Source organism: Agromyces sp. NPDC057865, assembly GCF_042796995.1.
Taxonomy (GTDB): Bacteria; Actinomycetota; Actinomycetes; order Actinomycetales; family Microbacteriaceae; genus Agromyces.
The window spans coordinates 389277-411014 of sequence record NZ_JBHVMJ010000002.1 but is presented as its reverse complement, the minus strand read 5'-3'; the positions used below and the strand labels follow the sequence as shown (position 1 = coordinate 411014).

At 70.8% G+C, this 21738-nt stretch carries 22 protein-coding genes; 11 read left to right on the top strand and 11 right to left on the bottom strand.

Features of this window, described 5'->3' with window-relative positions; translation table 11 throughout:
- Positions 1-5: 5 nt before the first annotated feature.
- The 4 genes from ACFVN5_RS09575 (at position 6) to ACFVN5_RS09560 (ending at position 2718) form a co-directional block, all read left to right on the top strand.
- On the top strand, positions 6-1220 hold the full coding sequence (locus ACFVN5_RS09575) for a phosphoglycerate kinase (protein ID WP_376954815.1): 1215 nt from the start codon (positions 6-8) through the stop codon (positions 1218-1220).
- Complete coding sequence (tpiA, locus tag ACFVN5_RS09570; RefSeq protein WP_376954813.1) at positions 1211-1999, top strand: triose-phosphate isomerase; 789 nt, start codon at positions 1211-1213, stop codon at positions 1997-1999. Before ACFVN5_RS09575 ends, tpiA begins: the two co-directional genes overlap by 10 nt.
- A gap of 85 nt (positions 2000-2084) precedes the next feature.
- Positions 2085-2336 (top strand): preprotein translocase subunit SecG, encoded by a 252-nt coding sequence (secG, locus tag ACFVN5_RS09565; protein WP_108595410.1) that lies wholly within the window; start codon positions 2085-2087, stop codon positions 2334-2336.
- Between the two features lie 13 nt (positions 2337-2349).
- A complete protein-coding gene (locus ACFVN5_RS09560; RefSeq protein WP_376954812.1) occupies positions 2350-2718 on the top strand; it encodes an RNA polymerase-binding protein RbpA in 369 nt (122 codons plus the stop codon).
- A 105-nt stretch (positions 2719-2823) separates the two neighbouring features.
- Here ACFVN5_RS09560 and pgl read toward each other — a convergent pair whose 3' ends face one another.
- From pgl to tkt, 6 genes are read right to left on the bottom strand one after another with little or no spacing between them, the layout of a single operon-like run.
- A complete protein-coding gene (gene pgl, locus ACFVN5_RS09555; RefSeq protein ID WP_376954810.1) occupies positions 2824-3594 on the bottom strand; it encodes a 6-phosphogluconolactonase in 771 nt (256 codons plus the stop codon).
- Positions 3591-4550 carry a glucose-6-phosphate dehydrogenase assembly protein OpcA gene (locus ACFVN5_RS09550; RefSeq protein WP_376954808.1) on the bottom strand — a complete coding sequence of 320 codons (960 nt, stop codon included), beginning with the start codon at positions 4548-4550 and terminating at the stop codon, positions 3591-3593. Before ACFVN5_RS09550 ends, pgl begins: the two co-directional genes overlap by 4 nt.
- Positions 4547-6088: a glucose-6-phosphate dehydrogenase gene (gene zwf, locus ACFVN5_RS09545; RefSeq protein WP_376954807.1), complete on the bottom strand. Its 1542-nt coding sequence runs from the start codon at positions 6086-6088 to the stop codon at positions 4547-4549. Before zwf ends, ACFVN5_RS09550 begins: the two co-directional genes overlap by 4 nt.
- A gap of 17 nt (positions 6089-6105) precedes the next feature.
- A complete protein-coding gene (locus ACFVN5_RS09540; RefSeq protein ID WP_376954806.1) occupies positions 6106-7710 on the bottom strand; it encodes a glucose-6-phosphate isomerase in 1605 nt (534 codons plus the stop codon).
- On the bottom strand, positions 7707-8834 hold the full coding sequence (tal, locus tag ACFVN5_RS09535) for a transaldolase (RefSeq protein WP_376954805.1): 1128 nt from the start codon (positions 8832-8834) through the stop codon (positions 7707-7709). The genes ACFVN5_RS09540 and tal overlap by 4 nt, the downstream gene beginning before the upstream one ends.
- Before the next feature lie 24 nt (positions 8835-8858).
- The gene (gene tkt, locus ACFVN5_RS09530; RefSeq protein WP_376954803.1) at positions 8859-10949 is read right to left on the bottom strand and encodes a transketolase; all 2091 of its coding nucleotides are present in this window, start codon (positions 10947-10949) and stop codon (positions 8859-8861) included.
- Between the two features lie 320 nt (positions 10950-11269).
- Between tkt and ACFVN5_RS09525 the strand changes: the two genes are divergently transcribed.
- Complete coding sequence (locus tag ACFVN5_RS09525; RefSeq protein ID WP_376954802.1) at positions 11270-12193, top strand: heme o synthase; 924 nt, start codon at positions 11270-11272, stop codon at positions 12191-12193.
- On the opposite strand, the gene ACFVN5_RS09520 is transcribed toward ACFVN5_RS09525, so the two are convergent.
- Positions 12190-12783, bottom strand: coding sequence for a gamma carbonic anhydrase family protein (locus tag ACFVN5_RS09520; RefSeq protein WP_376954801.1), 594 nt, complete (start codon positions 12781-12783; stop codon positions 12190-12192). The genes ACFVN5_RS09525 and ACFVN5_RS09520 overlap by 4 nt on opposite strands.
- Entirely contained in the window at positions 12780-13706 is a 927-nt protein-coding gene (locus ACFVN5_RS09515) for a heme A synthase (RefSeq protein WP_376954799.1), read from the bottom strand. The genes ACFVN5_RS09520 and ACFVN5_RS09515 overlap by 4 nt, the downstream gene beginning before the upstream one ends.
- A 247-nt stretch (positions 13707-13953) precedes the next feature.
- On the opposite strand from ACFVN5_RS09515, the gene sufB reads away from it, so the two are divergent.
- The 5 genes from sufB to ACFVN5_RS09490 all read left to right on the top strand — a co-directional run bounded on the left by sufB (position 13954) and on the right by ACFVN5_RS09490 (position 18071).
- Positions 13954-15372, top strand: coding sequence for a Fe-S cluster assembly protein SufB (gene sufB / locus ACFVN5_RS09510; protein WP_376954797.1), 1419 nt, complete (start codon positions 13954-13956; stop codon positions 15370-15372).
- A gap of 30 nt (positions 15373-15402) precedes the next feature.
- Complete coding sequence (gene sufD / locus ACFVN5_RS09505) at positions 15403-16560, top strand: Fe-S cluster assembly protein SufD (RefSeq protein ID WP_376954795.1); 1158 nt, start codon at positions 15403-15405, stop codon at positions 16558-16560.
- A 1-nt stretch (position 16561) separates the two neighbouring features.
- The gene (locus ACFVN5_RS09500; protein WP_376954794.1) at positions 16562-16888 is read left to right on the top strand and encodes a non-heme iron oxygenase ferredoxin subunit; all 327 of its coding nucleotides are present in this window, start codon (positions 16562-16564) and stop codon (positions 16886-16888) included.
- A gap of 62 nt (positions 16889-16950) precedes the next feature.
- Positions 16951-17721 (top strand): Fe-S cluster assembly ATPase SufC, encoded by a 771-nt coding sequence (gene sufC, locus ACFVN5_RS09495; protein ID WP_376954793.1) that lies wholly within the window; start codon positions 16951-16953, stop codon positions 17719-17721.
- Between the two features lie 20 nt (positions 17722-17741).
- The gene (locus ACFVN5_RS09490) at positions 17742-18071 is read left to right on the top strand and encodes a metal-sulfur cluster assembly factor (protein ID WP_148734936.1); all 330 of its coding nucleotides are present in this window, start codon (positions 17742-17744) and stop codon (positions 18069-18071) included.
- Positions 18072-18127: 56 nt separating this feature from the next.
- Here ACFVN5_RS09490 and ACFVN5_RS09485 read toward each other — a convergent pair whose 3' ends face one another.
- The gene (locus tag ACFVN5_RS09485) at positions 18128-20170 is read right to left on the bottom strand and encodes a M3 family metallopeptidase (protein WP_376954791.1); all 2043 of its coding nucleotides are present in this window, start codon (positions 20168-20170) and stop codon (positions 18128-18130) included.
- A 54-nt stretch (positions 20171-20224) separates the two neighbouring features.
- Between ACFVN5_RS09485 and ACFVN5_RS09480 the strand changes: the two genes are divergently transcribed.
- The gene (locus ACFVN5_RS09480; protein WP_376954790.1) at positions 20225-21058 is read left to right on the top strand and encodes a methyltransferase domain-containing protein; all 834 of its coding nucleotides are present in this window, start codon (positions 20225-20227) and stop codon (positions 21056-21058) included.
- 3 nt (positions 21059-21061) lie between these two features.
- Here ACFVN5_RS09480 and ACFVN5_RS09475 read toward each other — a convergent pair whose 3' ends face one another.
- Together ACFVN5_RS09475 and ACFVN5_RS09470 are read right to left on the bottom strand one after the other, a co-directional pair.
- Positions 21062-21286, bottom strand: a complete 225-nt coding sequence (locus ACFVN5_RS09475; protein WP_376954789.1) for a hypothetical protein — start codon at positions 21284-21286, stop codon at positions 21062-21064.
- Positions 21286-21732 (bottom strand): GNAT family N-acetyltransferase, encoded by a 447-nt coding sequence (locus tag ACFVN5_RS09470; protein ID WP_376954788.1) that lies wholly within the window; start codon positions 21730-21732, stop codon positions 21286-21288. The genes ACFVN5_RS09475 and ACFVN5_RS09470 overlap by 1 nt, the downstream gene beginning before the upstream one ends.
- Between the last annotated feature and the right edge of the window lie 6 nt (positions 21733-21738).

Here is a 21738-nt window from a genome sequence, read left to right as displayed (position 1 = left end):
CCGTCGTGACCCTGCGAACGATCGAAACCCTCGGTCCGCTCGCCGGCAAGCGCGTCGTCGTCCGCTGCGACCTCAACGTTCCTCTCCAGGACGGGGTCATCACGGACGACGGCCGCGTGCGGGCGTCGGTGCCCACCCTCGAGGCCCTCACGGGCCAGGGGGCCCGCGTCATCGTGGTCTCCCACCTCGGTCGCCCGGACGGGGCGCCCGACCCCAATTACAGCCTCGCGCCCGTCGCGGCCCGCCTCGACGAGCTCATCGACGCTCCCGTGGCGTTCGCGTCCGACACGGTCGGCACGGATGCGGCGGCGAAGGTCGCGGCCCTCGGCGACGGCGAGGTGCTCGTGCTCGAGAACCTCCGGTTCAACCCGGGGGAGACCTCGAAGAACGAAGCCGAGCGCACGGCGTTCGCCGGCCAGCTCGCCGAGTTCGCCGACGCCGTCGTCTCCGACGGCTTCGGCGTCGTGCACCGGAAACAGGCGAGCGTCTACGAGCTGGAGGAGCTGCGGCCGAGCGCCGCGGGCCTCCTCATCGCCTCGGAGCTCGACGTGCTCGACCGGCTCACGGAGTCGCCCGAGCGTCCCTACACGGTCGTCCTGGGCGGCTCGAAGGTCTCCGACAAGCTCGGCGTCATCGCGCACCTGCTGCCGCGGGTCGACGCGCTGCTCATCGGCGGCGGCATGCTCTTCACGTTCCTCGCGGCGCAGGGCCACAAGGTCGGTTCGAGCCTCCTCGAGGCGGACCAGATCGAGACGGTGCAGGGCTACCTGGCCGAGGCCGCCGAACGCGGCGTCGACATCCTCCTGCCGACCGACGTGGTCGTGGCCGAGCGCTTCGCCGCGGATGCCGCGCACGAGGTCGCGCCGGCCGACGCCATCGAGGAGACGGCGTTCGGGGCATCCGGACTCGGACTCGACATCGGACCCGACACGGCCGCGGCCTTCGCCGAGCGGATCCGCGAATCGAAGACGGTGTTCTGGAACGGTCCGATGGGCGTGTTCGAGCTCGCGCCCTTCGCCGAGGGCACTCGCGTGGTCGCACAGGCGCTCACCGAGGTCGACGGCCTCAGCGTCATCGGCGGCGGCGACTCCGCCGCGGCGGTGCGCCAGCTCGGCTTCGCCGACGACGCATTCGGACACATCTCGACGGGCGGAGGCGCGAGCCTCGAGTTCCTCGAGGGCAAGAAGCTCCCCGGACTGGAGGTCCTCGGATGGCAGTGAAGCGCACCCCGTTCATCGCGGGCAACTGGAAGATGAACCTCGACCACCTGCAGTCGATCGCGTTCGTGCAGAAGCTCGCGTGGTCGCTGGCCGACGCGAAGCACGACTACGCCGACGCCGAGGTGGCCGTGTTCCCGCCGTTCACCGACCTGCGCTCGGTGCAGACGCTGATCGCAGCCGACTCGCTCCCGCTCGCCTACGGCGCGCAGGACCTGTCGGCGCACGACTCGGGCGCCTACACGGGCGAGGTCTCCGGCGCGTTCCTCGCGGCCCTCGACTGCGCGTACGTCATCATCGGGCACTCGGAGCGGCGCACGTACCACCACGAGACCGACGCGGTGGTCAACGCGAAGGTGCTCGCGGCACAGCGTCACGGTCTCGTCCCCGTCGTGTGCGTCGGCGAGACCGCCGACGACCTGGAGCGGTTCGGCGCGAGCGCCGTGCCCGTGGCGCAGCTGCGCACGGCGCTCGAGGGCGTCGACGGCGCGAAGGGCCTCGTGGTCGCGTACGAGCCCGTCTGGGCGATCGGCTCCGGCCAGGCGGCCACGCCCGAGCAGGCCGAGAAGGTCGCCGCGGCACTGCGCGAGGTCATCGCCGAGGTGCTCGGCGATGACGTCGCCCAGGCGACGCGCATCCTCTACGGCGGATCGGTGAAGGCCGCGAACATCGCGTCCTTCCTGCGCGAGCCGAACGTGGACGGCGCCCTCGTGGGCGGCGCGAGCCTCGACATCGACGAGTTCTCGAGCATCGCCAGATTCACGAAGCACGTCGGGGCCTGACGGCGGGTTCCATCTGCCCGGCCGCGCGTGCGGCTATACTCGAATGTCGGCACGACACCCTGCGTCGTGCCCGGAAAGGTTCACCGTGGAGATTCTCCAGGTCGTCCTGCAGGTGCTGCTCGGGCTCACGAGCCTCCTGCTGACGCTGCTCATCCTGCTGCACAAGGGCCGCGGCGGCGGTCTGTCCGACATGTTCGGCGGCGGCGTCACCTCGAGCCTCGGCGCCTCCGGCGTGGCCGAGCGCAACCTCAATCGGATCACGGTGATCCTCGGACTCGTGTGGGTGACGTGCATCGTCGTGCTCGGACTCATCACGAAGTTCGACGCCGGAATCTGACGGGGGAGACGCCATGGCATCAGGCAACAGCGCCATTCGGGGCTCGCGCGTGGGCGCGGGTCCGATGGGCGAGCAGGATCGCGGGTTCCACGCCGACCGCGTCGCCGTGAGCTACTGGGACGCCCAGGGCAACGAGACGGTGCGGTACTTCGCGGCGAACCTGCCCGAGGAGGAGATCCCCGAGATCATCGACAGCCCCTCGACGGGCCTGCCGGCGGGTCGCGACAAGGACAACCCGCCGTCGGTGTCGAAGCTCGAGCCGTACAAGACGCACCTCGCCTACGTGAAGGAGCGTCGCACCGACGAGGAGGCCGCCGCGCTGCTCGAGGAGGCCCTCACGCAGCTCCGTGCGCGCCGTGGGCAGACCGCTCCGCAGGAGTGACGTCACCCCGCAGACATGCGGAAGGGGCCGGCCATCTTGGCAGGCCCCTTCCGCGTTTCTTGAAACGGGGGCGCGAGCGGATGCTCGCGGCATCCGTGCGCCGGATCAGTAGTCGCGTGCGATGAGCGACTCGGGCACCTCGGCCGCCGCGTCGGCGTCGACGAAGAACACCGTGCGGCGGCGTCCCTTGATGCCGGCAGCGGGCACCTCGTCGCGGCTCGCGCCCGCGAGGGCGAGGCCGAGCGCGGAGGCCTTGTCGGCGCCGGCGAGCACCATCCAGATGCGCTGCGACGAGTTGATCACCGGTCGCGTGAGGCTCAGGCGCTCGGGCGGCGGCTTGGGGGAGTTGCGCACGGGGATGACCGTGCGGTCGGTCACCTGGATGCCCGAGCGGTGCGGGAAGAGCGACGCGACGTGGCCGTCGGGCCCGACGCCGAGGAACGTGATGTCGAAGATCGGATGCGGCAGTCCGTCGACGCCGTGCTCCGACAGCTCCGCGGCGTACACCGCCGCCGCCTCGTCGAGGTCGATGCCGGCGTCGGACGCGGGGAACGGATGCACGTTCTCGTCGGGGAGGTCGAGGTCGTCGAGCAGCGCCTGCTGCGCCTGCAGGTCGTTGCGATCGGCGTCGCCCGCGGGCACCCAGCGCTCGTCGCCCCACCAGAAGTGGACGCGCGACCAGTCGATGGTCGTGCGCGCGGGCGAGGACGCCACCGCCTCGAGCACCGCCGAGCCCATGGACCCGCCCGTCAGCACGACGTGCGCGACGGCCTGCTCGTCGAGGATGTCGAGCATCTTGGTGATGAACCGTGCGGCCACGGATCCCGCCAGCGATGCCGTGTCGGGGTGGACGAGCACCCGCCGCTCATTCGTCATGCATGGACTCCTTCGGCCTCCGCGTCGTCGAGCAGCGCGAGGCCGCTCGTGATCACTTCACCGTACAACTCGTCGGGGTCGAGGCGACGGAGTTCGTCGGCGAGGCAGTCGCGGAGGTTGCGGCGCGGCAGCGCGACGTGATGGGTCGGCTGGCCGGGCTGGTTCAGCGTGGCGACACCGGGGATGTCGCGCACGAGCTCGACGGTGCCGGCGTCGCGTTGCAGCTCCACGCCGTGGATGCCGTGCGAGCCCTCCTCGACCGGCGTGAGCTCGTACGTGGTCGGCGCGTCGAGCTGCAGGTGCAGCCAGGCCGCGAGCAGCGTGGTCGACGGCGAGTCGATCGCCCCGGTCACCTTGACGGCCGTGATGGGCTCGTACGGCGGCTGGTCGAGCACCGCGGCGAGCTGCGCGCGCCAGAGCGTGAGGCGCGTCCACGCGAAGTCCGCGTCGCCGGGGGTGTAGCTCGAGGCGCAGGCGTGCAGCGCGTGCTGCGGGTCGGGCTTCGTCGAGGCATCCGTGATGCGACGGTGGGCGATGCGGCCGAGCGGGGACTGGCCGGGCACCTCGGGCGAGGCGCCGGGCCACCACGTGACCACCGGGGCATCCGGCAGCAGGAGGCCCATGACGAGGCTCTCCTCGTCAAGGGCGGCGTCGCCATGCGCGCGGAGGACGATGACCTCGCTCGCGCCGGCGTCGCCGCCCACGCGGATCTCCGCGTCGAGGCGGGAATCCGTATCGGGTGCCTCCGCCGGGTCGCTCGAGACCACGATGACGCGCATCGGGTGCTCGCGGGACGCGTCGTTCGCGGCCTCGATCGCCTCCTCCTCACTGCCGGGCTCTGTGGCGATGACGAGGGTGAGCACGCGGCCGAGGGCGACGACGCCGCCCTCCTCGCGGATCTTGACGAGGGTCTTGGAGACCTGGCTCGTCGTCGTGTCGGGCAGTTCGACGATCACGGTCGCCTCCAGCTTCGTCCGTCGCGGTGCAGGAGCTCGTCGGCCGAGCTCGGTCCCCAGGTGCCTGGGCGGTACTGCTCGGGCTGGCCCTGCGTGGCCCAGAACTCCTCGATCGGGTCGAGGATCTTCCACGACAGCTCGACCTCCTCCTGGCGGGGGAAGAGCGGCGGGTCGCCGAGCAGCACGTCGAGGATGAGCCGCTCGTACGCCTCGGGGCTCGCCTCGGTGAACGCGTGGCCGTAACCGAAGTCCATCGTGACGTCGCGCACCTGCATGCCGGCGCCCGGCACCTTCGAGCCGAACCGGATGGTCACGCCCTCGTCGGGCTGCACCCGGATCACGAGCGCGTTCTGGCCGAGCTCGGAGGTCTGGCTGTCGGCGAACACCTGCTGGGGTGCCCGCTTGAAGACGACCGCGATCTCGGTGACGCGGCGGCCGAGGCGCTTGCCGGCGCGCAGGTAGAACGGCACGCCCGCCCACCGGCGGGTGCCGATGAGCAGCTTCATGGCCGCGTACGTCTCCGTCGTCGAGTGGGGGTTCATGCCCTCCTCGTCGAGGAAGCCGACGACCTTCTCGCCGCCCTGCCAGCCGCCGGCGTACTGGCCGCGGGCGGTGCCCGTCGCCAGGTCGTCGGGCAGGCGCACGGCCGCGAGGATCTTCTCCTTCTCGGCGCGCAGGTCGGCGGCGTCGAACGAGATCGGCTCCTCCATGGCGGTGAGCGCGAGCAGCTGCAGCAGGTGGTTCTGGATGACGTCGCGCGCCGCGCCGATGCCGTCGTAGTACCCGGCACGGCCGCCCACGCCGATGTCCTCCGCCATGGTGATCTGCACGTGGTCGACGTAGTTCGCGTTCCAGATGGGCTCGTAGAGCTGGTTCGCGAACCGGAGCGCCAGGATGTTCTGGACGGTCTCCTTGCCGAGGTAGTGGTCGATGCGGAACACCGCGTCGGGCGGGAACACCGAGGCCACGACGTCGTTCAGCTCGCGCGCCGACTTCAGGTCGCTGCCGAACGGCTTCTCGATGACGACGCGTCGCCACTGGCCGTCCTTCTGCTCGGTGAGGCCTGAGCGCTTGAGCTGCTCGGTCACCAGCGGGAACGACTTGGGCGGGATCGACAGGTAGAACGCGTGGTTTCCCATGGTGCCGCGTTCGCGGTCGAGCTCCTCGACGACCGTGTGCAGGCGGTCGAACGCCGCGTCGTCGTCGAAGTCGCCCTGCACGAAGCGGATGCCGCGGGCGAGCTGCTTCCAGACGTCCTCACGGAACTCGGTGCGGGCGTACTGCTGCACCGAGTCGTGCACGACCCGCTCGAAGTCCTCATCCGCCCAGTCGCGCCGTGCGAAGCCGACCAGCGCGAACCCGGGCGGCAGGAGCCCCCGGTTCGCGAGGTCGTAGACCGCGGGCATGAGCTTCTTGCGGGCGAGGTCGCCGGTCACCCCGAAGATGATGAGGCTCGAGGGGCCGGCGATCCGGTTGAGGCGGTAGTCCTTGGGGGAGCGCAGCGGATTGTGCTGCGCAGAGATCTCTGCCGGAGCCAATGCGGATCCTCCCTGGATCAGCCGACCGCGTCGAACAGCGTCGCGAGGTTCGCGGCGGGGTCCGTCAGCGTCAGCGTGAGCACCGGGCGCCCGTGGTCGGCGAGCACGCTCGCGTCGCCGGATGCCTGCGCGGCGATGAGCTCGCCGAAGGTGAAGGGGCGCTCGGGGATCTCGAGGTCCTCGGCGGGGTGCTCCGTGATCTGCAGGAACACGCCGACCGCGGGGCCGCCCTTGTGGAACTGGCCGGTCGAGTGGAGGAAGCGCGGACCCCAGCCGAACGTCACCGGCCGGCCGGCGCGCGCCGCGAGGAGGTCGCGGATGCGGGCGACCTCGGGGTGCGCAACGCGGTCGACGTAGGCCTGGACCGAGAGGTAGCCGTTCGCAGGCAGCTCCTCGAGCAGGACCTCGATGGCCGAGGCGAGGTCGCTGGACGCCCCGATGACCTCGGGCGTGCCGCGGACCTCGATGCCGTCGGCGACGAACGCCGCGGGAGCGGGCTCGGGGCGTGCGTCGAGCAGGCCGCGTGCGGCGATCTTGGCCGACTCCACGTCGGGCTGGTCGAACGGGTTGATACCGAGCAGCCGACCCGCGACCGCCGTCGCGTACTCCCAGACGAGCAGCTGCGCGCCGAGCGTGCCGGAGACGCGGATCTCGCCGTGGGTGTCGTCGCGGAAGATCTCGTCGCCCGCGTCGTCGACGAGGCGCACGACCTGCACGTCGGGCAGGTCGGCCGTGAGCTCGGGGGAGTTCACGTCGAGCACGACGGGAAGGATGCCGGTGCCCTCCTTGCCCGTGGACTCGGCGATGAGCTGCTCGGCCCAGTCGGCGAAGCCGACGATGTGCGTGCCGTCGGCGACGATCGCGAGCTTGTCGCGCAGCGGCTCGGTGGCCGCGATCGCCGCGCCGAGCACGAGACCCGGGTTCTCGGGGCTGTCGATCGCGAGCGAGAGCTCGATCGTCTCGGCCTCGTCGAGGACCTCGGCGATGTCGACGCCCGCGAGGCCGGAGGGCACGAGCCCGAACGCGGTGAGCGCGGAGTAGCGGCCGCCCACGTTCGGGTCGGCGTTGAAGACGCGGTAGCCGGCGGCGCGCGCCGACTCGTCGAGCGGTGAACCGGGGTCGGTCACGACGACGATGCGCGTGGTGGGGTCGATGCCCGCGTTGCGGAACGCCTGCTCGTAGACCCGGCGCTGGCTGTCGGTCTCGACCGTGGAACCCGACTTCGACGAGACGACGAGGGCGGACTCGGCGAGGCGGTCGGCGAGGGCCGCCCGCACCTGGCCGGGCTCGGTCGAGTCGAGCACGGTGAGCTCGACGCGCGCGGTGCGCGTGATGACCTCGGGCGCGAGCGACGAACCGCCCATGCCCGCGAGCACGATGTGCGTGACGCCGTCGGCCTCGAGCTGCTCGCGGAGCGCCTCGATCTCGGGCACGAGGGGGCGCGACACGGCGACCGCCTCGGTCCAGCCGAGGCGCTTCGCCGCCTCCTCCTCGGCCGCCGGACCCCAGAGCTCGGGGTCCTGCGCGGTGATGCCGCTGGCGACGAGGTCGGACACGAGGCCCGGCACGGTGCGCCGGACGGCGTCGGCGGCCGCGCCGCTGACCGAGATGCGGAAGCTCATCGGGCCGCCTCCAGTGCGGTCCGCACGGTGTCGAGCAGCTCGTGCCAGGACACGATGAACTTCTCCACACCCTCGCGCTCGAGCACGGCGGTGACGTCGTCGTAGTCGACGCCCACGCCCGCGAGCGCGTCGAGCACGGCACCTGCCTGCGCGTACGACCCCGTGACGGTGTCGCCGCGGACCTCGCCGTGGTCGAAGGTGGCCTCGAGGGTCTTCTCAGGCATCGTGTTCACCACGCCCGGGGCGACCAGCTCGACCACGTACAGCGTGTCGGGCAGGGCCGGGTCCTTCACGCCCGTCGACGCCCAGAGCGGACGCTGCCGGTTCGCCCCGGCGGCCAGCAGCGCGGCGGCACGGTCGGACGCGAACGCCTCCTCGTACAGCTCGTACGCGAGCTGCGCGTTCGCGACGCCGGCCTTGCTCTTCAGGGCGAGGGCCTCGTCAGTGCCGATGTCGGTGAGGCGCTTGTCGATCTCGGTGTCCACCCGGGACACGAAGAACGACGCGACCGAGTGGATCGTGGAGAGGTCGATGCCCGCCGCCTTGGCCTGCTCGAGGCCTGCGAGGTAGGCGTTGATGACCTCGCGGTACCGGTCGAGGCTGAAGATCAGCGTCACGTTCACGCTGATGCCGGCGCCGATGGCGGCGGTGATCGCGTCGAGGCCCTCGATCGTCGCGGGGATCTTGATCATGACGTTCGGGCGGTCGACCTTCTCCCAGAGCGCGTGCGCCTGCTCGATGGTCGCCTTCGTGTCGTGCGCGAGGTCGGGAGCGACCTCGATCGACACGCGGCCGTCGTAGCCGCCGGTCGCGTCGTACACCGGCCGGAAGATGTCGGCCGCGTCGCGGACGTCGTTCGTCGTGGTCTCGAACACCGCCGTGTCGACGTCGGCGCCGGCCACCGCGAGGGCGTGCAGCTGCTCGGCGTAGGCGTCTCCCTTCGAGAGGGCGCCCGCGAAGATCGTCGGGTTCGTGGTGACGCCCACGACGTTGCGGTCGGCGATCAGCCGGGCGAGTCCGCCCGACGTGATGCGCTCGCGCGACAGGTCGTCGAGCCAGATGCTGACGCCGGCCTCGGAGAGGGCCTCGGTCGGGGACTGGGTGGACTGGGTCTGCGTGGCCATGCTGGTCATTCTCCTTCTCGCCCGTCAGGCGGCGAGCGAATCCTTGGCGGCGGCGACGACGGCATCGGTGGTGATGCCGAACTCGCGGAACAGGGTCTTGTAGTCGGCGGAGGCGCCGAAGTGCTCGATCGACACGCTGCGGCCGCGGTCGCCGAGGTACGGACGCCACGTGAGGGCGATGCCGGCCTCGACGGAGACGCGGGCGGTGACCGACGAGGGCAGCACGGACTCGCGGTACTCGGCGTCCTGCTGCTCGAACCACTCCAGGCTCGGCGCCGACACGACGCGCGCCTGGACCCCCTCCTCGGCAAGGCGCTCGCGCGCCGCGACGGCGAGCTGCACCTCGGAGCCCGTGGCGATGAGGATCACGTCGGGCTCGCCCGACGGCGCCTCGGCGAGCACGTAGGCGCCCTTCACGACGCCGTCGGCCGAGGCGAGCGTGTCGCCGGATGCCGCGCCCTCGCCGCGCTCGAACACGGGGATGTTCTGGCGGGTCAGCGCGAGGCCGACCGGGCCGCCGCGACGCTTCAGGACCTCGAGCCAGGCGACCGCGACCTCGTTCGCGTCGGCGGGTCGCACGACCGTGAAGTTCGGGATGGCGCGAAGCGTCGCGAGCTGCTCGATCGGCTGGTGCGTCGGGCCGTCCTCGCCGAGCGCCACGGAGTCGTGCGTCCAGACGAAGATCGACGGGATGTTCATGAGCGCGGACAGGCGGACCGCCGGGCGCATGTAGTCGCTGAAGATGAGGAAGGTGCCGCCGAACGGACGCGTCGGGCCGTGCAGCACGATGCCGTTGACGATGGCGGCCATCGCGTGCTCTCGGATGCCGAAGTGGAGCACGCGGCCGTAGGGGTTGCCGGCGAACTCGTGCGTCGACCACTCGGTGGGGATGAACGAGGCCGCGTCGTTGATGGTCGTGAGGTTCGACTCCGCGAGGTCGGCCGATCCACCCCAGAACTCGGGCAGCTCGGCCGCGAGGGCGTTGATGACCTTGCCGGATGCCGCGCGCGTGGACACCTCGGTGCCGCCCTCGAACGCCGGCAGCACCGACTCGATGCCGTCGGGCAGCTCGCCCGCCTCGAGGCGGTCGAGGAGCGCCTTGCGCGCGGGGTTCGCCTCGGCCCACGCGTCGAACCCGACCTGCCATTCGGCGCGTGCGGCGGCGCCGCGCTCGAGGGCGCCGTGGGTGTGCTCGATGACCTCGTCGGCGACGACGAAGCTCTGCTCGGGGTCGAAGCCGAGCACCTCCTTGGTGGCGGCGAGCTCGGCCGCGCCGAGCGCGGAGCCGTGGATCTTGCCGGTGTTCTGCTTGCCGGGGCTCGGCCAGCCGATGATGGTCTTCAGGATGATGATCGACGGCTTCGAGGTCTCGCCCTTGGCCGCCTCGACCGCGCGGTGCAGCTCGGCGACGTCCTCGACGTACTGGCCGGTCTTCTTCCAGTCGACAGTCTGCACGTGCCAGCCGTACGCCTCGTAGCGCTTGCCGACGTCCTCCGTGAAGGCGATGTCGGTGTCGTCCTCGATCGAGATCTGGTTCGAGTCGTAGATCACCACGAGGTTGCCGAGCTGCTGGTGACCGGCGAGCGAGGATGCCTCGCTCGTCACGCCCTCCTCCAGGTCGCCGTCGCTCGCGATCACGTAGACGAAGTGGTCGAACGGGCTGGTGCCCGCTGCAGCCTCGGGGTCGAAGAGGCCGCGCTCGTAGCGCGAGGCGTAGGCGAAGCCGACAGCCGACGAGAGCCCCTGGCCGAGCGGACCGGTCGTGATCTCGACGCCCGCCGTGTGGCCGTACTCGGGGTGGCCCGGGGTCTTGGAGCCCCAGGTGCGGAGCGACTCGAGGTCATCGAGCTCGAGGCCGTCGCCCGCGAGGTACAGCTGCACGTACTGCGTGAGCGAGCTGTGGCCCGCGGAGAGGATGAAGCGGTCGCGTCCGAGCCACGCGTGGTCGGCCGGGTCGCGGCGCATGACCTTCTGGAAGAGGAGGTAGGCCGCGGGCGCCAGGCTCATCGCGGTGCCGGGGTGCCCGTTCCCGACCTTCTCGACGGCGTCGGCCGCGAGGACGCGCGCCGTGTCGACCGCGCGATCGTCGATGGGTTCCCACTGCAGAGTTGCCACGAGGTGATGTTCCTTCCGATCGTGACGGCGTCGGGAACCGACCGGCCCCGACCCGCCGAGGACGTTGCGGCGCGGTTCCGCCCGGGCGACGGATTCGACCGGCAGCCTGGCGAGACGCCCTCTGGGTCGAACCCGCGAAGCCGGGCGCGCATTCCTCAGTATATGGATTTCGGGCCATGTGTGACGGGCTGTGACTCACACGGCGCTCCGCGTGATGTGAGGCGGAAAGCGCATTCCACGCACCCTCGCGCGGGCATGACCTAGAATCGATGGAGGCCGCACGGGGAGTGGTCGAGACACCCGTGCCCAGAAGAGGAACGATGCAGGCAGCAGCCGTACACACGCGCGAGTCGCGCCCGTCGATGACGGTACGGCGGAAGCTCGCCGCCTACCTCGCCCTCACCAAGCCGCGCGTCATCGAGCTGCTGCTCGTGGTCACCGCACCGACCATGATCCTCGCCCAGAACGGGCTCCCGAACCTCTGGCTGCTCGTCGCCACCCTCATCGGCGGCGCGATGAGCGCCGGCTCGGCCGGGGCGTTCAATTGCTACATCGACCGCGACATCGACCGCGTCATGCGCCGCACGCGCGGGCGCCCGCTGGTCACCGGCGAGCTCACCGACCGCGAGGCGCTCGTCTTCGCCTACGGGCTCGGCGCGGCATCCATCGTCTGGCTCTGGGTCTTCACCAACTGGCTCGCCGCACTGCTCTCGCTCGCCGCGATCCTGCTCTACGTCGTCTTCTACAGCCTCATCCTCAAGCGCCGCACGTCGCAGAACATCGTCTGGGGCGGCGTCGCCGGCTGCATGCCCGTGCTCATCGGCTGGGCCGCGGTGACGGGCAGCCTGAGCTGGACGCCGTTCATCCTGTTCCTCATCATCTTCCTGTGGACGCCGCCGCACTACTGGCCGCTCTCGATGAAGTACAAGGACGACTACGCCGCGGCGGGCGTGCCCATGCTCGCCGTCGTGCGCGGACGCGCCCAGGTCGGCCTGCAGGTGATCCTCTACGCGTGGGCCACGGTGGCGTGCTCACTGCTGCTCATCCCCGTCGCGGGCATGGGCCTGCTCTACTCGACGGTCGCGGTCGTGACCGGCATCTGGTTCGTCTACGAGACGCACCGCCTCTACAACCTCGCGATCCGCCATGAGCAGGTCTCGCCGATGCGCGTGTTCCACGGGTCGATCGCGTACCTCTCGCTCCTGTTCCTCGCGATCGGGATCGACCCGCTGCTGCCGTTCTAGTCGATCACCCGGTCGCCGTCGTGGGCCGCGTAGAACGCCGACTGGCGCCGCATCAGCTCGTCCATGCCCGCGCCGCGATCGACGCCGTAGACCGTGCCCGGGAAGTCGAGCGCCTGCTGGATGGCCCAGATCTCCTCGTGCCGGTCGGGGGAGAGAATGCGCGCCGGCGAGCCGACCGCCACCCACCCGATCGGCACGACCGCGCCGGGCTCGAGGACCGTGTTCACCTGCACGACGCCGTTCACGCGCACCTCGGCGCCCTCGCCGACGACCGCGCCCGGGAACAGCGACGCGCCCGTCGCGATGAACGCCCGATCGCCGACGGTCGCGCCGTTGACGTGCGCGTGAGGGCCCACCATCACGTGCGACCCGACGACGGCCGGATGCCCCGCCCGACCCCTGATGACGGCGTGCTCGAGCACCACCGACTCACGGCCGATGCGAACCTCGCCGTCCTCGGCGGTGAGCACCGCGCCGTGCAGGATGCGGGCGCCGGCCTCGACCACCACCTCGCCCGAGACGATCGCACCCGGCGCGACCGTGGCCGCGGGGTCGATGCGCGGCGTGCGGCCGCGATGCTCGACGATCATGCGCCGACGGATGCCTCCACCGGCCGATCGGCCGGAACGGGACGCTTGAGTCGCAGCACGACCACCGTCATCGTGGCGGCGGTGAGGGCTGCGAGCACCATGTGCACGCCGACCGCGAGGGGCGGGAGGCCGTTGCGCGCCTGGTAGAGGCCCACGGCGATCTGCACGAGCTCGGCGGCGAGGAGCACGATCGTCCAGCGGAGGGTCGGCAGTCGCAGGCGCCACGCGCCGAACAGCAGAATGACCGTGAGGGCGAGGAGGGCGTAGCCCGGCCAGGCGTGCACGTGCTCGAGGAGCTCGGCCTCGAAGCCGTTGCGGCCGGCCGCGGCATCCCCGGAGTGCGGGCCGGCGCCCGTCGTGAGGATGCCGAACACGATGGTCAGCGCGAGGACGCCCGTCGTGGCGTGCGTGAGGGCGGCGTACCAGCCCGGCACGGCGAGCTCACGGGGACCGGGGGTCGCGTCCATGCGCACGAGGAACGCGGCGCACACGCACACGAGCAGCAGCGACGACACGTAGTGGAAGCCGACGATGAACGGGTTGAGACCCGTCCACACCGTGATGCCGCCCACGATGGCCTGCGCGACGACGCCGGCGCCCACGATGAACGCGAGCACGAACAGGTCGCGGCGCTGGCGGCGGATGCGCCAGACGAGCACGAACAGCACGAGCGCGACGATGCCGACGACGCCCGTCATCATGCGGTTCCCGAACTCGATGAGCGAGTGGTAGCTGAGCTCCTCGGTGGGCACGAGGGAGTCGGGCGTGCAGGTCGGCCACGTGGGGCATCCGAGGCCCGAGCCCGTGAGCCGCACCGCACCGCCCGTGCCGATGATGATCGTCTGCACGGCGAACGAGAGCCATGCGAGCACGCGGATGCGCGTGTCGACGCGGTCGGGCAGCCACTCGGTGAAGCGATTCACGCTGGTCGGTCCTGATCCGGGTCGGACTGTGACGGCACTGGGAGATCGGACCAGCCGGGAGTGCGACCCTATAGACTTGATGGGTTGGAGAATCCGCGAGGCGCGCCAACGCGCGATACGGGTTGCCAATCATCTTAGGTTCGCACTGGAGCCACCCGCACATCATCGCCCACTCACCGAGTTCCTCGACTCCCGAGTGGAATGAGCCGGACTGATAGCCGGTTGCAGGGAGGAGAAGAGGGAGAGCATGACGGACGTACTGATCGACCGCCCCGAACTGGAAGGGCTCGGCACCTACGAGTTCGGCTGGGCCGACTCCGATGCCGCAGGCGCATCCGCCCGACGCGGCATCTCGCCCGAGGTCGTCGCCGACATCTCGCGCCTGAAGGACGAGCCCGAATGGATGCTCCAGCGCCGCCAGCGCGCGCTGCAACTCTTCGAGCGGAAGCCCATGCCCACCTGGGGCGCCGATCTCTCGGAGATCGACTTCGACAACATCAAGTACTTCGTCCGCTCCACCGAGAAGCAGGCCCAGACCTGGGAGGACCTGCCCGACGACATCAAGAACACCTACGAGAAGCTCGGCATCCCCGAGGCGGAGCGTCAGCGCCTCGTTGCCGGCGTCGCCGCGCAGTACGAGTCCGAGGTGGTCTACCACCAGATCAACGAGGAGCTCGAGCGCCAGGGTGTCATCTTCATGGACACCGACACGGCGCTGAAGGAGCACCCCGAGTTCTTCGAGGAGTACTTCGGCACGGTGATCCCCGCCGGTGACAACAAGTTCGCCGCGCTCAACACCGCCGTCTGGTCGGGCGGCTCGTTCGTCTACGTGCCGCCGGGCGTGCACGTCGAGATCCCGCTGCAGGCCTACTTCCGCATCAACACCGAGAACATGGGCCAGTTCGAGCGCACGCTCATCATCGCCGACGAGGGCTCCTACGTGCACTACATCGAGGGCTGCACGGCGCCGATCTACAAGTCGGACTCGCTGCACTCGGCCGTCGTCGAGATCATCGTGAAGAAGAACGCCCGCGTGCGCTACACGACGATCCAGAACTGGTCGAACAACGTCTACAACCTCGTGACCAAGCGCGCCACGGCCGCCGAGGGCGCCACCATGGAGTGGATCGACGGCAACATCGGCTCGAAGGTCACGATGAAGTACCCGTCGATCTTCCTCATGGGCGAGCACGCCAAGGGCGAGACCCTCTCGGTCGCGTTCGCGGGCCCGGGCCAGCACCAGGACGCCGGCGCCAAGATGATCCACATGGCGCCGTACACGCAGTCGTCGATCGTCTCGAAGTCGATCGCGCGCGGCGGCGGTCGCGCCGGCTACCGCGGCGAGGTCCGCGTCGACGCCAACGCCCACCACGCGGCGAACACGGTGCGCTGCGACGCCCTGCTCGTCGACACCATCTCCCGCTCCGACACCTACCCGGCGATCGACATCCGCGTCGACGACGTCGTGCTCGGCCACGAGGCCACGGTCTCGAAGGTCAGCGAGGAGCAGCTCTTCTACCTGATGGCTCGGGGCATCCCCGAAGACGAGGCCATGGCGATGATCGTGCGCGGCTTCATCGAGCCCATCGCGCGCGAGCTCCCCATGGAGTACGCGATGGAACTCAACAAGCTCATCGAGATGGGCATGGAAGGATCGGTCGGCTAGAGAATGACCGCCGCAACGCAGAGCACAGCCATGCCCACCGCCGAGCAGCACGGGTTCCGACCGCACTCCGACGGCGCCTTCGTGCCCGTGCAGACGCGCTCCGAGCGCTTCCGCTCGGTGAACGTCGACGACTTCGCCCCGGTCACCGGCCGCGAGCACGAGTGGAAGCTCTCGCCCGTCGCCGCGTTCGCCGACCTCACCGGCGGGGAGCTCGACGGCTCGCGCGTCGAGGTCGAGTCCACGGATGCCGCGGGCGTCCAGGTGTCGTGGGTCGCCCGCGACGACGCGCGCGTCGGCGGCACCGGCGGGATCCCCGAGGAGCGCGCGGCCGCGAACGCGTGGTCGAGCTTCGGCGAGGCGCTCCTCGTGGCCGTCGGCGGCGAGGACGAGAAGACCGTCATCGTGACGCGGCACGGACTCGGCGAGACGCCGCGCGCGGCGCACACCGTCATCACGGCGGCGCCGAACAGCCGCGGCCTCATCGTGCTCCGCGGCACCGGACCCGCTCGCCTCAGCGAGAACGTCGAGATCATCGTCGGCGAGGGCGCCTCGCTCACGGTCGTGTCCCTCCAGGAGTGGGACGACGACGCGGTGCACCTCGCCAGCCACTTCGCGCGCCTCGGCCGCGACTCGTTCCTCAAGCACATCGTCGTCTCGCTCGGCGGCAAGGTCGTCCGGGTCAACCCGTCGACGCACCTCGCCGAGCAGGGCTCCGACGTCGAGGCGCTCGGCCTCTACTTCGCCGACGCCGGGCAGCACCTCGAGCAGCAGGTGTTCGTGCACCACGACGCCCCGCACACCCGCAGCCGCGTGACGTACAAGGGCGCGCTGCAGGGCGAGGGCGCGCGCAGCGTGTGGATCGGCGACGTGCTCATCGGCAATGCCGCGGTCGGCACCGACAGCTACGAGCAGAACCGCAACCTCGTGCTCACCGACGGCACCCGTGCCGACTCGGTGCCGAACCTCGAGATCGAGACCGGCGACATCGAGGGGGCCGGCCACGCGAGCGCGACCGGCCGCTTCGACGACGAGCAGCTGTTCTACCTGATGGCTCGTGGCATCCGCGAAGACGAGGCGCGCCGGCTCGTGGTGCGCGGCTTCCTCACCGAGATCGTCCAGAAGATCGGCTCGCCCGAGCTCGAGGAGCGGCTCACCGCCGCGCTCGAGGCCGAGCTGCAGGGGAGCTGACGTGGCATCCGTTCGCATCTGCGCCGTCGACGACCTCGGCACCAACGAGGCCGCGCGCTTCGTGGTCGAGGGCGTGCCCATCGCCGTCGTGAAGGACGCCGCGGGCGACATCTTCGCCATCGGCGACACCTGCACCCACGGCGACATCTCCCTCGCCGAGGGCTTCGTGGAGGACGACACGCTCGAGTGCTGGGCGCACGGCTCGAAGTTCTCGCTGACGACCGGGAAGCCGCTCACCCTTCCCGCCTACGAGCCCGTCCCCGTGTTCCAGGTCGAGGTGAAGGACGGCGACGTGCACATCGACCCGTCGGTCACGCTGACCGTCTGACCCGCCCGACCCACCAGCTTCCGGCCGCCACGGCCGACGAACGAAAGAGATCCACAAGAACCATGTCCGTGCTCGAGATCAAGAACCTGCACGTCAACGTCCAGACCGACCAGGGCGTCCGCGAGATCCTCCGCGGCGTCGACCTCACCATCAACGAGGGCGAGATCCACGCGATCATGGGGCCGAACGGCTCCGGCAAGTCGACCCTCGCCTACACGATCGCCGGTCACCCCAAGTACACCGTCGTCCAGGGCGAGATCCTGCTCGACGGCGAGAACGTGCTCGAGATGACCGTCGACGCCCGCGCCCGCGCCGGCCTCTTCCTCGCGATGCAGTACCCCGTCGAGATCCCGGGCGTGACCGTCACGAACTTCCTCCGCACCGCGAAGACCGCGATCGACGGCGAGGCGCCCTCGATCCGCGGCTGGGTGAAGGACGTCCGCGAGTCGATGTCCAACCTCCGAATGGACCCGGTCTTCGCCGAGCGCAACGTCAACGAGGGCTTCTCGGGCGGCGAGAAGAAGCGCAACGAGATCCTCCAGCTCGAGCTGCTGAAGCCGCGCTTCGCCGTGCTCGACGAGACCGACTCCGGCCTCGACGTCGACGCGCTGAAGATCGTCTCCGAGGGCGTGAACCGTGCCAAGGCGAACACGGGCCTCGGCATCATGCTCATCACGCACTACACGCGCATCCTCCGGTACATCCACCCCGACTTCGTGCACGTGTTCGTCGCGGGCAGGATCGCCGAGCAGGGCGGCCCCGAGCTCGCCGAGCGACTCGAGGAAGAGGGCTACGACCGCTACCAGGTCGCGGAGACGGCCGTCGCCGAGTAGGCCGCGGCTAGAATCGCATCATGGTCACCACACTCGCACCCGAGCGCTACGACGCGGTCACCGAGGCGCTCAAGGACGTCATGGACCCCGAGCTCGGCGTCAACGTCGTCGACCTCGGATTGATCTACGACCTCGGCTGGGACGACGAGCATGACGCGCTCGTGATCCACATGACGCTCACGAGCGCCGGATGCCCCCTCACCGACGTGCTCGAGGAGCAGACCGCCGAGGCGCTCGACGGCATCGTCGACGCGTTCCGCATCAACTGGGTGTGGATGCCGCCGTGGGGCCCCGAGCGGATCACCGACGACGGCCGCGACATGATGCGCGCCCTCGGGTTCGCGATCTAGCGCTCACCTCGACTCCGACGCCCCGGATGCCGCGTGCATCCGGGGCGTCGTCGCGTTCAGGCCAGCCCGCGGCGCCGCAGCAGCGCGTCGATCGACGGCTCGCGTCCGAGCAGCCCGCGGATCGACTCGCCCGGATCGCGCGAGCCGCCCGGCTCGAGCACCTCGCGGCGGTACCGGTCGCCGTTCTCGCGGGTCGCTCCGCCGTTGCGCTCGAACCACTCCATGACGTCGGCGCCCGGCACCTCGCTCCAGATGTACGAGTAGTACCCCGCGTCGTAGCCGCCCGCGAACACGTGCGCGAAGTACGTGCTCGAGTAGCGCGGCGGCACGAGCGGGTCGTCGAGGCCTGCGGCCGCGAGCGCCGCGTGCTCGAACGCGGCCACGTCGGTGACCTCCTCGTCCTCCGCGCCGAGGCGGTGCCACGCCTGGTCGAGCACCGCGGCGGCGAGGTACTCCGCGGTCTCGAAGCCCTGGTTGAAGCCGCGGGCCGCGATGAGGCGATCGGCGAGCTCCTGCGGCATCCGCTCGCCCGTCTCGTGGTGCACGGCGTAGTGCCCGAGCACCTCGGGGCGGAGCACCCACAGTTCGTTCACCTGGCTGGGCAGCTCGACGAAGTCGCGGAACACGTTCGTACCGGCCTGCGACGGGTACCGGACTCTCGCGAGCAGGCCGTGCAGGGCGTGGCCGAACTCATGGAACAGCGTCTCGGTCTCGTCGAACGTGAGAAGCGTCGGCTCGCCGGCGGCGGGCTTCGGGATGTTCATGTTATTCACGACGACGGGCAGGTCGCCCGTGAGCTCGGACTGGTCGACGAGGGCGCTCATCCACGCGCCGCCGCGCTTCGAGTCGCGCGTGTACGGGTCGAAGAGGTAGAGGCCGACGGGCGATCCGTCGTGCTCGAACACCTCATGGACGCGCGTGTCGGGGTGGTAGCCGACGAGGTCGTCGCGGCGGGTGAACCGGAGGCCGTAGAGGAGTCCGGCCGCGTGGAAGACGCCGTCGACGAGCACCCGGTCGAGCTCGAAGTACGGACGCAGGGCCGCGAGGTCGACGTCGTGCCGCTCGGCGCGCACCTGCTCGGCGAGGAACGCCCAGTCGGCGGCGACGGGCGAGCGCGCTCCGGCCGCGGCCGCCCGTGCGGCCAGGTCGGCGCGCTCGCGTGCGACGTTCCGCGTCGCCGGGGGAGCGAGCTCGTCGAGCAGGGCGGCGACGGCGTCGGGGGAGCCCGCGGTCTCGCCGGCGGTCACGGCCGCCGCGTGGTCGGGGAAGCCCAGCAGCTTCGCGCGCTCGGCGCGCAGGCGCACGATCTCGAGCAGGCCCGCTCGCGTGTCGTGCGCCCCGCCCCGCGAGCCCCGAGCCATGGATGCCGCGAGGAGGCGATCGCGTACATCGGGACGGGTGAGCGCCGCGAGCGCCGGTTGGCCGGTCGGGAGCACGAGCGTGATGAGCCAGCCGTCGAGGTCACGGGAGCGGGCGGCCTCGCGCGCGGCGGAGCGGGCGCCGGCGTCGAGTCCGTCGAGCTCGGCCTCGTCGGTGAGGTGCAGCGCGAGGTCGTTCGTATCGGCGAGCAGGTCCTGCTGGAACGCGGTGGTCAGCGCGGAGAGCCGCTCGTTGAGCTCGGTGAGCCGGCCGCGCCCGTCGGCGTCGAGTCCCGCGCCGGCGAGGAGCGCCTCGGTGTAGGTGCGGTCGAGGAGGTACGCCTCGTCGGGGTCGAGGTCGAGCTCGCCGCGCAGGCCGTGCAGTACCCCGATGCGCGCGAACAGCCGCGGATCGAGGCGGATGGCGTCGCGGTGCGCCGCGAGCTTCGGCGCCAGCTCGGCCTCGAGCGCGTCGAGCTCGTCGTTCGCGTCCGCTGAGCTCGCGTTCGCGAAGACGGGCAGCACGCGCCGGAGCAGGACCCCCGACCGCTCGAGGGCGACGAGCGTGTTCTCGAAGCTCGGCGGCGCGGCATCCGTGACGATCGCCTCGACCTCGGCGCGCTGCTCGCGCATGCCGGCCTCGATCGCCTCGCGGTAGTGCTCTGGTCGCACGAGTCCGAACAGCGGGAGGCGGTAGGGCAGCGGACTGGGTTCGAGGAACGGGTTCGAGCGATCGTCCATCCGACCACCCTAGGGGCGAGCGCGACGGGAACGCGACGGTCGTAGGCTCGACGTATGCAGCGCGACGGGGAGTCGATCGAGTCCGCACCGGCCGAGGCGTACACGCACGGCCACCACGAGAGCGTACTCCGCGTGCACTCCTGGCGAACGGTCGAGAACTCCGCCGCCTACCTCGCGCCGCACCTCCAGGCCGGCGCCCGAGTGCTCGACGTCGGCAGCGGTCCTGGCACGATCACGATCGACCTCGCGCGCCGCGTGCGGCCCGGTCTCGTGACGGGCGTGGATGCTGCAGCGGACGTCGTGGCGCGCGCGGCGGGCCTCGCGTCGAGCGAGCGCGTCGAAAACGTCGACTTCCGCGTCGGCGACGCGTACGCGCTCGAGTTCGCGGATGCCGCGTTCGACGTCGTGCACGCCCACCAGGTGCTGCAGCACCTCGCCCGGCCCGTCGACGCGCTGCGCGAGTTCCGGCGGGTGCTGAAGCCCGGCGGCATCCTCGCGGTGCGCGACGTGGACTACGGCGGCGTGATCTGGAGCCCCGCGTCGTCGGGCCTCGACCGCTGGCTCGACCTCTACCACGACGTTGCGATCGGCAACGGCGGGGAGCCCGACGCGGGCCGTCACCTCACGCGCTGGGTGCGCGAGGCGGGTTTCGTCGATCTCGAGTCGACCGCGACGAACTGGGTGTTCTCGACCGCGCTCGAGCGCGAGTGGTGGGGCAACTCGTGGGCCGAGCGGGCGACGCAGTCGCAGTTCGCGGCGCACGCCATCGAGTCGGGCCACTCCAGTCCGGCCGAGCTGGCGCGCATCGGGCAGGCGTGGCGCGACTGGGCGGGCGACGACGACGGCTGGCTGCTCATGCCGCACGCCGAGGTGCTCGCGCGGGCCTGAGGCCTACCAGTCCTCGTCGGCGTCGTGCACGTCGATGATGGCGTCGCTGATGACGGTGCCGTCGTCGAGCTCGACGATCGGGCGGCCCTCCAGCCACGTCAGGCTCCAGTGCCGTCCGGCGCCCTCGCCCGGGTGGCCGGCCTCTGCGGCCGCGATGCGCGGGCGCAGGTCGGCGGGCACGGATGCCGGCGGCTCGGCGCCGAACTCCCAGCGCGTGCCGAGGCGCATCAGGCGTCCATCTCGTACGTGACCCACGTCGTGCGACGTGCGAGGTCGTCGTAGAGCTTCTGCGCGTCGGCGTTGTCGGCCGCGGTGATCCAGCTCACGCCGCCCGCGCCGATCTCACGCGAACGCGTGTGCACGAACTCGATCAGCGCGCGCCCCACGCCCGATCCGCGCGACTCGGGGTCGACGTACAGGTCGTCGAGGAACAGGCCGCGCGTCGCGTTGAGCGTGTCGGGCACGACCCGGTACTGCGCCAGCCCGACGGGCGTGCCCTCCTCGTCGACCGCGAGCGCCGCCTCGAGCGGGTCGTGCTCGTCGCGGATCCAGTTCCAGACGATGAGCGCCTTCGCGTCGTCGAGGTCGGTCTCGTAGAACCGGCAGTACGCCTCGAAGAGCGGCAGCCAGCCGAAGAAGTCGTCGTCGGCCGCCATGCGGATCTCGTGTGCCATGCGTTT